General features: G+C 48.5%; 14 protein-coding genes and 1 pseudogene. 4 read left to right on the top strand and 11 right to left on the bottom strand.

Features of this window, described 5'->3' with window-relative positions:
- Nucleotides 1-17: 17 nt before the first annotated feature.
- Together WMO29_RS04495 and WMO29_RS04500 are read right to left on the bottom strand one after the other, a co-directional pair.
- Nucleotides 18-1,454 (bottom strand): DUF4367 domain-containing protein, encoded by a 1,437-nt coding sequence (locus tag WMO29_RS04495; protein WP_349163941.1) that lies wholly within the window; start codon nucleotides 1,452-1,454, stop codon nucleotides 18-20.
- A 98-nt stretch (nucleotides 1,455-1,552) separates the two neighbouring features.
- The gene (locus WMO29_RS04500; protein ID WP_349163942.1) at nucleotides 1,553-2,029 is read right to left on the bottom strand and encodes an RNA polymerase sigma factor; all 477 of its coding nucleotides are present in this window, start codon (nucleotides 2,027-2,029) and stop codon (nucleotides 1,553-1,555) included.
- Between the two features lie 552 nt (nucleotides 2,030-2,581).
- Here WMO29_RS04500 and WMO29_RS04505 point away from each other — a divergent pair.
- Nucleotides 2,582-3,040 (top strand): DUF2798 domain-containing protein, encoded by a 459-nt coding sequence (locus WMO29_RS04505; RefSeq protein ID WP_349163943.1) that lies wholly within the window; start codon nucleotides 2,582-2,584, stop codon nucleotides 3,038-3,040.
- A 121-nt stretch (nucleotides 3,041-3,161) separates the two neighbouring features.
- Here the strand turns inward: WMO29_RS04505 and WMO29_RS04510 are convergent, their stop codons facing one another.
- The 9 genes and pseudogenes from WMO29_RS04510 to WMO29_RS04550 all read right to left on the bottom strand — a co-directional run.
- Nucleotides 3,162-4,442 (bottom strand): O-acetylhomoserine aminocarboxypropyltransferase/cysteine synthase family protein, encoded by a 1,281-nt coding sequence (locus WMO29_RS04510; RefSeq protein ID WP_349163944.1) that lies wholly within the window; start codon nucleotides 4,440-4,442, stop codon nucleotides 3,162-3,164.
- Between the two features lie 88 nt (nucleotides 4,443-4,530).
- Complete coding sequence (locus tag WMO29_RS04515; protein ID WP_186873422.1) at nucleotides 4,531-4,704, bottom strand: hypothetical protein; 174 nt, start codon at nucleotides 4,702-4,704, stop codon at nucleotides 4,531-4,533.
- A gap of 116 nt (nucleotides 4,705-4,820) precedes the next feature.
- The gene (locus WMO29_RS04520; RefSeq protein WP_349163945.1) at nucleotides 4,821-7,325 is read right to left on the bottom strand and encodes an excinuclease ABC subunit UvrA; all 2,505 of its coding nucleotides are present in this window, start codon (nucleotides 7,323-7,325) and stop codon (nucleotides 4,821-4,823) included.
- 12 nt (nucleotides 7,326-7,337) lie between these two features.
- Entirely contained in the window at nucleotides 7,338-8,111 is a 774-nt protein-coding gene (locus WMO29_RS04525) for a TraX family protein (protein WP_349163946.1), read from the bottom strand.
- Between the two features lie 82 nt (nucleotides 8,112-8,193).
- On the bottom strand, nucleotides 8,194-8,823 hold the full coding sequence (locus WMO29_RS04530) for a DUF3786 domain-containing protein (RefSeq protein WP_349163947.1): 630 nt from the start codon (nucleotides 8,821-8,823) through the stop codon (nucleotides 8,194-8,196).
- A gap of 80 nt (nucleotides 8,824-8,903) precedes the next feature.
- Nucleotides 8,904-9,311 (bottom strand): hypothetical protein, encoded by a 408-nt coding sequence (locus WMO29_RS04535; protein ID WP_349163948.1) that lies wholly within the window; start codon nucleotides 9,309-9,311, stop codon nucleotides 8,904-8,906.
- Nucleotides 9,312-9,345: 34 nt separating this feature from the next.
- A complete protein-coding gene (locus tag WMO29_RS04540; RefSeq protein WP_349163949.1) occupies nucleotides 9,346-9,981 on the bottom strand; it encodes an AAC(3) family N-acetyltransferase in 636 nt (211 codons plus the stop codon).
- Nucleotides 9,982-10,019: 38 nt separating this feature from the next.
- Nucleotides 10,020-10,274 (bottom strand): hypothetical protein, encoded by a 255-nt coding sequence (locus tag WMO29_RS04545; RefSeq protein WP_349163950.1) that lies wholly within the window; start codon nucleotides 10,272-10,274, stop codon nucleotides 10,020-10,022.
- Between the two features lie 278 nt (nucleotides 10,275-10,552).
- Nucleotides 10,553-10,741: pseudogene (locus WMO29_RS04550) on the bottom strand (major tail protein); the annotation flags it as partial.
- A gap of 25 nt (nucleotides 10,742-10,766) precedes the next feature.
- Here WMO29_RS04550 and WMO29_RS04555 point away from each other — a divergent pair.
- From WMO29_RS04555 to WMO29_RS04565, 3 genes are all read left to right on the top strand, one after another.
- Entirely contained in the window at nucleotides 10,767-11,144 is a 378-nt protein-coding gene (locus WMO29_RS04555) for a hypothetical protein (RefSeq protein WP_349163951.1), read from the top strand.
- Between the two features lie 250 nt (nucleotides 11,145-11,394).
- Nucleotides 11,395-11,655, top strand: coding sequence for a type II toxin-antitoxin system RelB/DinJ family antitoxin (locus WMO29_RS04560; RefSeq protein WP_349163952.1), 261 nt, complete (start codon nucleotides 11,395-11,397; stop codon nucleotides 11,653-11,655).
- 107 nt (nucleotides 11,656-11,762) lie between these two features.
- A complete protein-coding gene (locus WMO29_RS04565; protein ID WP_349163953.1) occupies nucleotides 11,763-13,697 on the top strand; it encodes an ATP-binding protein in 1,935 nt (644 codons plus the stop codon).
- Nucleotides 13,698-13,745 lie beyond the last annotated feature (48 nt).

Consider the following 13,745-nt stretch of genomic DNA (forward strand, 5'->3'; position numbering starts at 1 on the left):
CTTTACTTATAACTGTTTTACTTCCGGATATCCACCATCCAGCCATTCTCCAGCGCACTCTCGGTATCCCCTGTATTGTCCAGGTTCAGATACATCTCGCCCAGCTTGTCGGCAGGAACCGCGAAGGCCGCATGGACCGTAACGGTCTCGCCGGACTTCAATGTGTCGATGTAGTTATTACCCCGCTCGCCGCCGTAGACGTCGTAGGCGCCGACTTCAGCAGTCAGCATGAGGCCTTCCTCGACGACATAGTCCCACTCATCGCCTGTAGCGGGTGTTTCCAGTTCCCGATGCCATACGCTTGCCCGGTCGCCTTTGGTCTCCAGAAGCTGGATTGAACCGTTGTACATGATATCGGTCAGTGTGTCGCTTCCGGTATTGGTATATTCGACGGTCACGTAGACCAGCTTATTTTCGGATTTTTCCGTCTTCACCACCTGATCCAGCGTATCGATACCGTCACCTTTTTTAATATAAGAAATGGTGCTGCTCTTCAGGTTTCCATTTGCGTCAAAGGCAGTAGCTGCCTCCGCGTCCAGCATGCCCTCCGGCAGGATGCTCTGATTGTCGGCCGTCTGTACATCGGTTACTTTTGCGGTCAGTCCCGGCAGCTTCTCCAAACCATTGTTTTCCATATCCATGATCCTGCCGATACGCTCCGCTTTCTCAAGCAGCTTTTGGGAAAAGGTCACTTCTACCGAATCAGAGCTTTCTTCCGCCAGTGCGTTTTCCTTTTCCGCATCCAGGTACTTACTCCAGTTATAGCAGAGCATCACATCGTCCCCGACGGTCTCTTCCGTGAGCGTCACAGTCACACCCTGGGCGATTTTCAGGGCCTCTTCCTTGGATATATCGGAGCTTGCCAGCATTTCCAGTACCAGATGCTCCTCCGGGTAGGTCACATACAGACTCTGGTTATAGGCCTCCAATGCAGTTTTCAGGTAGACGCCGTCGCGGCCGTTCACCTTCAGTTCTTCTTTTTCCGTCACATTGTAACTGAGCTTTTCAAAGGAAGTGTCTCCGGTGTCCATATAGTAGCAGCCCATGGTCACGCCGCCCCGGCCACCCCGGTAGTTGTATTTGCCCTCTTCCGTCTGTACCATGCCATCAGGCAGGTAAGATGCCTGTATCTTCACATAGTGCTGTTCGTCTGCGGCGGACACTGCGCTGTCCTGAGTGCCGTCCTGACGCTCCTGCTTTGTCTCGTAAGCGTATTTTCCCACCTGGTTATTTTTCAGTCCGTAGAGCACGCCTGCAAACACGGTGGTTCCGAGGGCCAGTGTAGCGGCGGCTACCGCTACGACCAGCCGTTTCTTCGGAATGTGGCGTCCGGCTTTTCGATTTCCGGGAAGCACATCCGGTTTTGCCAGCTGCTTTTCTATCTCCTGTTCGATCATCTGCCGCATGCTCTCCGGCATGTTCGGGAAATCACGGTTCATATTTTCTAATTTCATACCCTGCTCCGTCCTTTTCTTATTGGTAAATCTTCATTCATCAGATTCATGGGAACTCCGCGGCTTTACTGTCGGCGCGAAACTGTCTTTTTTCTTTATTACTGCGCGGCCCGTTCTGTCAGTTCCCTTTTCAACCGCTGTCTGGCCCGGGCCAGCCGATTTTTCACAGCGCTTTCGGTGGTCTCCATCATTGCCGCAATCTCCCGCACACTGTACCCGTCCAGATAGTAGAGAGTCACGCTTAACCGCATCTCCTCCGGCAGCCGGTAAATGGCCTCATAGAGATCCGAATAATCCTTCTGCTCCTCTGTCTTTTCCTCCTGTCGGTAATCCTCCAGGGATACGACGCGCTTTTCCTTCCGCATGACGCTGTAGCATTCATTGAGCAGAATCCGCATGAGCCAGGTTTTCGCATAAGCGTCCTTTTTCAATGTATCTAATTTGGAAAATGCCTTTACAATGGCCTCCTGAATGGCGTCGGCGCAGTCCGCGTCGCTGTATAACAGGGTCTTGGCCACATGATACATGGCGTCCTCCGATGCCATGATCAATTCTCCCAGTTCTTCTTTTTTCATTGTTTCCTTCCCGCCGGCTTTGGTTATTTGGTTGCGCGCTGCATTTGCTTTACATAGATTAGATGCATGGGAACAGGGTTTGGTCGCATACGTCCGGAAAAAATTTATTTCCACTGTATTATATCAAAAAACGACTGTCCGGATCCTACAGCAGATCCATTCAGCCGCTTTTATTATTTCACTTTCTATTTTCCAAAACAGTCCCCTGCCTTAGCCGCCATAATCACTGTTGACCTTATATCGGATCCTCAGGAACATGCACATCTTATCTCCCCGGTAATAGAAATCGTAGGTGGGGCTATGGATAGTTCGTCAATTCTATTATACCTTTCATATTTATTTTCCAAAGGATAATATGTAGCATGTAAAAGTAATTTGTCAAAATTTTTTCTTGACATTTGAATCCCTTTTTCCGTATAATAAGCGGCGGACAATTTCACAGAACAAATCAGAACTGGTATAGAATTGGAAACGACACAAGCGCTTCGCTCTTGATAACGAACAACACATGTGTCTTTTTTGTACCCATTTTTCGAAAAGGAGAACAATTTTATGCCAAAAACAAAATTTCAAAATGTCATTTTCACTCTTATGATGGCTTTCCTCATGGTCTATGCTATGATCTGCTACAACATTTCCCTGAATATCGGAGAAATGAGCAATCAGGTCTTTCTGATGGCTTTTCATGAAATGGTCATCATGTGGCCGATAGCTTTTATCCTGGAGTTCTTTGTGGTTGATAACCTGGCTCACAAGCTCGCTTTCCGCATGGTAACGCCGCAGGATCGCCCGATCGTTATCACGCTGGCTATCTCTGTCATGATTATCTGCATCATGTGTCCGGTCATGAGTCTGATTGCAACCCTGCTGTTCAAAAACGCCGGCTCTCAGTTTATTGCTGTCTGGCTGCAGACCACTTTCATGAATTTCCCGGTGGCTTTCTTCTGGCAGCTGATGTACTGCGGACCGTTTATCCGACTGATTTTCCGGAAAATGTTTCCGGAGAAATAAGTGATATTGAATGGGATTCCAAAGGATTTTCCCCTTGCATAAAATAGTCTGTATCTGCACCATTTCTGAGAAACAGTTGCAAATACAGACTATTTTTTCACAAAAATTGAATTCTATTGCATTAAATCGCATCCAGCGCCTGGGCGATATCCGCAATCAGATCCTTCTTATCCTCCAGTCCGCAGGAAATTCGGATGAGCCCGGCCGGAACCCCGGCAGCGGCCAGCTGCTCATCGTTCATCTGTCTGTGGGTGGATGTGGCCGGATTCAGGCAGCAGGTGCGGGCGTCCGCCACATGGGTCTCAATGGCCGCCAGCTTCAGGTTCTTCATGAATTTTTCCGCCGCTTTTCTTCCGCCCTTCAGCTCGAAGGAAACCACGCCGCAGCCGCCGTTGGGCAGATATTTCTTCGCCAGTTCATAATATTTGTTGGAGGGCAGCGTCGGATAATTGACGAACTCTACCTTCTCATGCTGCTCCAGAAATTCTGCTACAGCCTGGCCGTTTTCCACATGGCGGGGCATCCGCACATGCAGGGACTCCAGACCCAGATTCAGGATAAAGGCGTTCTGGGGAGACTGGACACAGCCCAGATCCCGCATGAGCTGGGAGGTACATTTCGTGATAAAGGCTCCCTCTTTACCGAATTTCTCTGCATAAGTGATACCATGATAGGATTCGTCCGGCGTACAGAGCCCGGGAAACTTGTCTGCATGGGCCATCCAGTCAAACTTACCGCTGTCGATAATGGCTCCGCCCAGAGCCGCGCCGTGGCCGTCCATATATTTGGTGGTGGAATGGGTGACAATGTCAGCGCCCCACGCAAAAGGCCGCAGATTTACCGGCGTCGGGAAGGTATTGTCCACGATGAGCGGTACGCCGTGGGCGTGGGCCGCCTTTGCGAATTTTTCGATATCCAGTACCGTCAGGGCCGGATTGGCAATGGACTCTCCGAATACAGCCCGGGTATTATCCTGAAATGCCGCATTCAGTTCTTCCTCTGTGCAGTCCGGAGCCACGAAGGTGGATTCCACACCCATTTTCTTCAGGGTCACGTCAATCAGGTTATAGGTACCGCCGTAGATGGAGGAAGACGCCACGATATGGCTGCCTGCCTCGCAGATATTAAACAGAGCGAAGAAGTTCGCCGCCTGTCCGGATGAGGTCAGCATACCTGCCGTACCGCCCTCCAGGGCCGTGATCTTCGCTGCCACATAATCATTGGTAGGGTTCTGCAGTCTGGAATAGAAATAGCCTTCCGCTTCCAGATCAAAAAGCTTTCCCATATCCTCGCTGGTGTCATACTTATAGGTGGTAGACTGAATGATCGGAATCTGTCTCGGTTCTCCGTTTCCCGGTGTGTAACCGGCCTGTACGCATTTGGTATTTAATGAATAATCCATGTGTATTCTCCGCCTTTACTTTCATTTTCATGGCTTCTATGTTACACCTATTTTACATATCTGTAAAGATAGTGAACGCATGTTTTGCTTATTCCTGTCGCTTTTTGATCTGCGGCGGCCGATAATGATAGAGTTCGTTGTAGGCCTCCAACTCGTCCACATCTTTCACCCCGCCTGGAATCAGGCCCGTACAGTCCTGGGCTGATGCGGCATTGGCCAGATAATCATAGGAATCAATGAGCTGCTCGTTCGGTTTTCGCATGACAGAACCTCCTGTTATCTATAAGAAAAATCATGAAAAAGGGACAATAGCTGTATTTTCTGTGACACTGCTATTGTCCCCTGCTTTTGTATTCTTATGTCTGCCGTTTTATGGCTTTATTTTTCCTGCATATATTTTCCGGTCACACTTTCCGGATTGGCCGCCACCTGCGCGGGCGTACCGGCAGCTACAATGTATCCTCCGGCTTCTCCGCCGCCCGGCCCCATATCAATGATATAATCGGCGTTCCTGATCACATCCAGATCGTGTTCGATAACCATCACCGTAGCACCATTGTCCACCAGGGTCTGGAAGACCTGCAACAAAGTCCGGACGTCCAGCGGATGCAGGCCGATGGTGGGTTCATCGAAGACAAAGACCGAATCAGACTGACCTTTCCCCATCTCACTGGCCAGCTTCAGACGCTGGGCTTCGCCGCCGGAGAGGCTTGGCGTCTCCTCGCCCAGGGTCAGATAGCCCAGCCCCAGCTTTTCCAGAACCTCCAAGCGCTGATGAACAGTCTTCAGATCTTTCGTGGCCTCCAGCGCCGTATGCACATCCATTTCCATAAGCTCCGGCAAGGAATACTGCTTTCCTGATTTCGTTTCATACCGAATCTGCCAGGTCTTTTTCCTGTACCGGGATCCGCCGCACTCAGTACAGGGGATATCCACATCCGGAAGGAACTGCACATCCAGGCTGATTTCTCCGGTGCCATCGCAGATTGGACAGCGCAGCGCCCCTGTATTGTAGGAGAAATCGCCTGCTTTATAACCGTCTCTTTTTGCGTCTGCCGTCCTGGCAAATACCTTCCGTAGTTCATCATGGACGTTGGCATAGGTGGCCACGGTAGAGCGTACATTGATCCCGATGGGCGTGGCATCGATAAGCTTTACATGGGAGATGCCTTCGGCTGAAATCCCTTTCACATGCTCCGGCAGCTTGGTTCCGGCTGTCACAGCCTGCAGACCCGGTACCAGACTTTCTAGTACCATGGTAGTTTTTCCGGAACCGGATACGCCGGTTACGACTGTCAGCCTGCCTTTGGGAATGTCTGTTTCCAATGGTTTTACCGTATGAATCTGCGCCGTGGAAAGATGGATCTTTCCCAGAGAAAACAAGTCTGTTTCTGCCGCCTGGCAGCGTATCCGGCTGTCTGCCTTTCCTGACAAAAACGGACCAATCATGGAAGCCGGATTTGCCACAATCTCCGGGATACTGCCCTCGGCAATCACGTGTCCCCCACCTGCGCCTGCCTCCGGTCCCATCTCGATAATCCAGTCGGATTCTGCAAGGATCTGGATATCATGGTCCACCAGAATGACTGAATTACCGTCGGCGATCAGATCCTGCATCACTGCATTCAGTCCGACGATATTGGAAGGATGCAGACCGATAGATGGCTCGTCCAGCACGTAGAGCACGCCGGTGGTTCGGTTCCGGACGGCTCTGGCCAGCTGCATCCGCTGACGCTCTCCGGTAGACAGCGTCGAAGCCGCCCGATCCAGTGACAGGTAAGAAAGTCCCAGATCCATCAGACGCCTTGCCGCGCTCCGGAAGGACTCGCAGATGCTTTCGGCCATGGGGCGCATCTCTTTTGGCAGAGATGCAGGCACACCGTCCACCCAGTCCGCCAGCTCCCCAAGGGTCATCCGACAGGCCGCCTCTAACCCAATGCCGCGAAGCTTCGGTGCTCTGGCCTGTCCGGAAAGTCTGCTTCCACCGCATTCCGGACAGATTTCTTCTTTTAGAAAACGCTCTACCCGCTTCATGCCCTTATCATCCTTTACCTTCGCAAGCGCATTTTCTACGGTATAGACTGCGTTAAAATAAGTAAAATCCAGTTCTCCCGCCTGATTGGTCTTCTTTGCTTTATAAAAAATGTGTTTTTTCTCCGCCGGACCATGGTAAACAATCTCTTTTTCCCTTTCCGTCAGATCCCGGAAAGGCACATCGGTACGCACGCCCATTTCCCGGCACACATCGGTCATCAGGGACCACATGAGGCTATTCCAGGGAGCCACCGCACCCTCGTCAATGGTCAGGGACTCATCGGGCACCAGCGTGTCCAGATTTACCGTACGAACACTTCCGGTACCGCCACATTTCGGGCATGCCCCCTGGGAATTGAAGGACAGCTCTTCCGCCGACGGCGCATAGAAATGCTCGCCGCATTCCGGACAAATCAGCTCAGAACCGGCCGCTACTGCAAGGCTTGGCGCCACATAATGGCCATTCGGACAGCGGTGGCTTGCAAGTCTCGAATACATCAGTCTTAAGGAATTCAGAAGTTCTGTTCCGGTACCGAAGGTACTTCGGATGCCCGGAACGCCGGGCCGCTGATGAAGAGCCAATGCCGCAGGGACATACAGAACCTCGTCCACCTGGGCCTTGGCTGCGCCTGTCATACGCCGCCTGGTGTAGGTAGACAGGGATTCCAGGTAACGCCTGGAGCCTTCCGCGTACAGAACGCCCAGAGCCAGAGAAGATTTCCCTGAACCGGAGACACCTGCGATTCCCACGATTTTATTCAGAGGCACGTCCACGTCGATATTTTTCAAATTGTGTACTCTTGCGCCACGCACCCGGATACACGCAGGCGCTGTATGCAATTCTTTCATTTATTTCCCCTTTTATCCGATAATGGTGGAACCGTTTCCATAGAGATAAACGCGAAGCAGACCCATCAATACCAGATGCCCCACATAAAACCAGTAGAAAAACCACTTCATGCCTTTCCAGTTTCCCCTGGTTCCATTATAGTAATACATAAACGGCCACACAAGGATGATGCCATATTGCAGCAGACCATATACCACGTCGATGCAGAGACACCATACCAGCACATACATGGAGATGTAAGCCAGCATCCCAAGCACCTGTTTTCTCAGATTTCCCCGGTTGTTGTAAATATGCAGGGAGCATAAGACCGGAAAGCAGGACCAATCGGACGGAAACGCCAACAGGCATAACAGAAGAATCAGCAAATTCTTCTGCCACTCCGTCAGAGCAAAGCTCCGGCGTTCCTCGTCATTCACATACAGCGCCAGCGCCGCGCAGAACAGAGCCCAGATTACGCTGGTCTGATTCAGCACGGAGCTTCGGAATGGAATCCAGGAAATGTCGAAACAAAAGGTGTAGGCGAAATGGGATATGACTGCGAAAACGAACAGCCTCTCCAGATACTTTTTCAGATTTTTCGTATATTGATAGCCCTCGGCAATCATAAACCACATGGTGGGAGCCGCCAGACGGCCAATCAGGTGAATACCCAGAAGCCACCAGGCCTTGTTATCGTAGCCCGGCCAAAGGGTCCAGGCCAGATGGTCAAGAGCCATGGCCAGGATGGCAAATACTTTCAACTGGTTTCCGGAAAAACCGGTAAATTTATTTTCCTTCGTCTGCATTCTCCCCTCCCATTCCGAAGTAACGAGAATGTGGCGTGCAGTTATTCATCATACCATCTCGTTTCTTCGCATTTTTGTCATTTCATGATTTTGCCGCAAACATTTTCAACCGTTCCAGCAGATCGCCCTGTAAATAGTATGTCGTCTCAAAATTCAGATACCGCATGGTCTGATCGTCCCACATGATTTTGATCTGTGCCGGGAATTCATCGTCGGCGTCCCAGAATTGAATCAAAACCGGGAAAAATGAAAATGCGGGGATCTCTGCCGTCACGTCCGCGCCTGCCAGCCTGGGCTTTATCTGACCGCCCAGGCGGATGCAGGATTGTTTTAATTCTTCCACTTTTCCGGAAAAATAATCGGCGTATTTCTGTGAGAAAATATCCGCGCTGGGGCTTGCTCCTGCTGCTGCAAAATTCGCCACCAGCGTCCATTTTCCACCGAGGGGCGGAAGCTCCGGCTCTGAACTGTGGCAGAGCATGTCGTAGATGGTCATGACGGTCTCGTAGGAACGGCACTCTGTATATGCCTCCCCATTCTTTTCATAGACCGTACCGGTGACCCGCTCGATGCGGCAGGGTGTCCCGATATAGGTCAGGTACAGATACCGCTCATCCATTTCCAGATGGAATTTCACTGCTAACTTTTCCTGATCATATTTCAAAAAATAACTCTTTCCGATATCAACCTGTTTGTCATAGTTTGATGCCATTTGTTTCATCCTTTCCTGCATTAAGCCCTTCCCGTTTCTGCACCTTTCCTGGAAAAAGCTTGCCAAAGCTATACTCTCTTTTATAACTTTATTTTCAGAGTACTGAGCGCCGCAATCAGAATTCCCACACAGGCAATCACTATATCAAATCCATAGGGAATCCCAAGCATAAGCGACACCACCGTATACGCCAGAAACGCCAGCGCAAAGTACCCGAACCGCTTCATATGCGCCAGAGCGAACGCCTTTCTCCGCTCGCTGCCTGCGGCTTTGGCGTCCTCATAACTGGTGCCATTGTACCAGTAGACATACTCTGTCTGATAAATCAGAAAGGTCAGGATAAAGATACCGATGGTGCACGCATTATCTACGACAGCCAGCGTGAGCTGTGTGCTAAGATTTGGCAGAAAACACGCGCCTACTGTGAGCACACAGAATCCGATGAGCCAGATCACAAACCCGGTGTAGCTTTTCTTATATACCTCCATGAATAACTCCTCCTTAATTGACTGATATACGTTTTCACGCCCTGTTTGTCTCCATCCATTTCACCGCAAAATCCACAAGCTCTCTCTGATACATCAGCCTGACAAAGGCATTGCCAATCTGGACCCCGGGAACCGCATACGCTTCTTCAAAATCCTCTCCGATTTTTTCAAAATCATTGCCATCCACAAACAGGGTTTCGTAGGCTTTCCAGACTCTTTTCCCCGCTTCTGACACTGCGCTGTGTTCCACACAGGTATGCTTGCCCGGATATTCCGCATATCTGCCCCACACGCACACAGACCGAGCCGGGTGGTCGCTCCGGACACTGCCGGGCATCTGCCGGAACATTTCCGCAACAGCACCCATTGTATTGGTCGGGGTCAGATTTTTGTCATAAACCGGCCAGTTGTCCCGAATGAGCTGCCAGTCCTTTTGATCTGCCTCCCAATGAACCCCCGTCTCCGGATCCAGGTTTTTCCATGACTGTGTGGGCATCATGATTGTTCCGGAATCTCCAACCACTTCCATTAGCGCCTCAATTACAGCCTGTGCGCCGCCGCAGACATACCCCATCTTTCCCAGGGAAGTATGAACCATTACGGTATCTCCGATTTTCAAACCAACCTCTTTTAATTTTTGGATTATTTCATCTTTCAGGATAACCTGCATTCCACTCCCCCTCCATGTCTTGAAATCAACGCTATCCCCTACAAAACCTTCCGTCCGTTCACCGTCAGCTTAAATGTGGTTCCCAGCACCTCAGCCGATTTCCGGCAGAGCATCATCCGCCCCAGGAAGCTCTCAAAATAATCATACATGAAGCAGATACTTTCGTCAATCTGCAGATCCAGCGCGATCACAGATCTGTCCTTCTCAATTTTCGGCTTGTATTCCGCGTGGTGGGTCCGGTTGATGGCGTTGCCGATATCGTGCATATAACCGGCGATTTTCACCAGCTCCACATCGTGGTTTGTCTGGATATGCAGAATGTCTTTGCTATTTTCTCGTTTAAGGGAACAAGTCCACAGCCTTTTTCGTGTTCGAGCCGTTTGTGGGAATATATCTACTTACTTTCACTTACAAGAACCATGTCAGGATGAATCACAAACTCAATACCAGCTTTTATTGAATGGTAGTCTGTTATACCTGCGATATTTTCTTTATTTCTTTGTTTGAGAACTCCTGGATTATTCAGAAATTCGATTTGTAATGTCCCCGCCTCATTTGCCCAAGCAGACATATACAACACATGGCGGATTTTCTTCACATCACCGTCAAACTCGAACAGCAAAGCAAAGTTCGCCGTTTCCACATTGGCGTTCTCCACCAGCACCTTGTTGGTATCCAGTGTTTCTTTCAGCACATCGGTACGGAAGGACTCAGGAATCATTGCAAGCTCCAGATCGCCCTCATACCCCATATTGTTGCTGCAAAGTCAGTAAAGGAGTGATCGTATGGGTATGACAAAGATGATTGAGATTGACGGAAAGCAGGTGCCCTTCAAGGCATCTGCCGCCATTCCGCGTATTTATCGTATTAAGTTCCATCGGGATATTTATAAGGATCTCGATGCGCTTGGAAAAGCAGTCGGAAACGGTGATGAGGATTCCTCTCACCTCGATATGTTTTCCCTTGAGATGTTCGAGAATATCGCCTACATCATGGCAAAGCACGCAGACCCTTTCATCCCGGACAGCCCGGAGGAGTGGCTGGATGAGTTCAGCACCTTCTCCATCTACCAGGTGCTTCCGAAGATTATCGAGCTGTGGGGGCTGAATGTCCAAACGGATGTGGAGTCTAAAAAAAACTTCACGCAACTGACCGCCCGATGACCACACCATTATTTCTGCTTCGCTGCGTACAACTCGGCATCTCCATCCGGGATCTTGACTTACTCACAATCGGAATGGTGAACGATATGTACGCAGAAGGCGGAAATGATAAATATAAAGGCTATTCACAGATGGCTACGCAATCTGACATAGATGCCTTTTAACAGAAAGTTTACAGCTTATATAATGACACTATATTGACGTGACACGAGTATGTGAGTATACTGTAAACCATATGGAGATTTTGCGTATGTCAGCAACAAATCTGAACATCCGAACGGATAAGGAAATCAAAAATCAGGCTGAGAAGATTTTTAATGAACTCGGTCTGAATATGACAACTGCAATCAATATGTTTCTGAGAACTGTGGTTCGAGAATACGGCATTCCATTTGAATTAAGGCTGGACGTGCCGCAGGAAACAGCGGCAGAAGCAGCTTTAGAGAGCAAGAAAATGTTGTCTGACCTTTCAGAATGTAAATCCTCGAATGAGGAAACAATTAAAGGATAAATCTGAAAAGCGAATCAGCTGATGGAAAAATGCACGCTCTGCAGATGCGGTATTTACATCAGTCCTTTCCACATATTTCTACGAAATAAGAAGTGGAGTCAAATTGAATGAAAACACAAGCAGACAAGAAGTCAGTCAAAGACATTCAGGAGTTAAAGCAGAGATTTACTAAGATTTCCATAGGTTTATTTGCAATTTTGACGCTTTCAATCATATTGTTGGCATCAGCATATACATATATTCTGCAAAAATCGTATACAGATATCGCCCTTGAAACGGAACTCAAACGTGATATGGAAAATGCGGATGCAATCCATAAATTGGTAAATGAAAAAATCGGAAGAGAAGAATTTGCCACGCTCCGCCATCAATCTGATGAAAATACAGAAATGTATCACGAGATTTCCTCGTTTCTAAATGAAATTCGAACGCTGAATTCAACCAGATATTTATACACCGCCACCCGAAATGAAGAAAACAGGCTGATCTATGTGGTGGACGGTCTGGATCCCAACGCAGGAGATGTCAGACATCCGGGAGACTATATTGAGGATGAAATGATTCCGTATATTAGCAAGGCTCTTTCAGGAGAAACGGTGTATTCGCAGAACATTGTTGATACGACATGGGGTCCTATTTTCACAGCCTGTTATCCTATAACAGGCGATTTAACGGGCGATTCGGATGAAATAGTTGGTGCTTTATGCATTGAAATGGATATGCAGTCTGTGAATGGGCTGGTAGAGCGAACAAGAAGAGCATCCGTTTATGTTGGAACTATGGCAGGATGTATGCTGTTTTTGCTTTGTGCTGTCTGCTTTATCGGCTACAAAAGAAAAAGAGAAGATGAAATTGAACAGACGCTTTTATTACGCGAGGCTGCGGAAAAAGCAGAGACCGCAAACAGAGCAAAATCATCCTTCTTACTTAACATGTCACATGATATTCGATCACCTATGAATGCTATTATCGGATTTACGGACATTGCACTGAACCAGACAAATGTATCTGAAATTCACAATAGTCTGCAAAAGGTAAAAATAAGTTCAGAGCATCTGCTGTTGTTATTGAATAATGTACTGGATCTTAGCCGTATCGAGAACGGAAAGGTAAGCTTCTCACCTGAGCCGGAGGATTTGCCTGTCCTAATAGATAATGTGATTGCTATCGTGGATGGACTCCTGCTGAATCGGGATTTAACATTTGAGATACATCGCAACATCCCCAAAGAACTTTATGTTCTGACGGATGCAACAAAAATTCGTGAGATATTGACGAATCTTCTGAGTAATTCGGTCAAGTTTACAAAAGATGGCGGAACGATTACTTTTGAAATTAGTATCAAACCTGGCATAGACGAACGGCATATTGTAGGCAGTTATGTGGTAAAAGACAATGGCATTGGTATGAGTGAAGAATTTCAGAAAAGTCTGTTTGAACCCTTTTCACAGGAGGATAACGGCGCACGAACACATTATGCCGGAACGGGACTTGGAATGGCAATTTCCAAGCAATATGTAGAACTGATGGGCGGTACAATTACGGTTCACAGCAAGAAAGAGTGTGGTTCGTCTTTTTCAGTAGAAATTCCTATGGAACTTGCAGACCCAAAACAGATACCTGAGCTGAATCTGATACAGGATGTCAGCCTTAATGGAGTAAAGGTTCTTCTCGCAGAAGATAATGAGCTGAATGCGGAATTGGCAATCACGCTGCTCGAAAAAGCAGGTATGCATGTAACTCGTGCAGTAGACGGACAGGACGCAGTGGCTTGTTTTGCCAACAATCCAGCAGACACATATGATGTGATTCTAATGGATGTCCTGATGCCTAAAATGAATGGGCATCAGGCGGCAAGGGCAATTCGTGCAATGAGCAAGGAGCGCCCAGACGCTGCGAAAATTCCAATCATCGCACAATCTGCAAATGCATTCACGGAAGATGTACAGACATCCTTGGATTCTGGAATGAACGGACACATTTCAAAGCCATTCAATATAGATGCAGTGACCACTGCAATAAAACAAAATATAAAGAGATAGAAGATTAAGCAACAATCCGATAACTATCAGAGCATCGTTCAAGGTTTA

Source organism: Laedolimicola intestinihominis (assembly GCF_040096155.1).
GTDB classification, from domain to species: Bacteria; Bacillota; Clostridia; order Lachnospirales; family Lachnospiraceae; genus Laedolimicola; species Laedolimicola intestinihominis.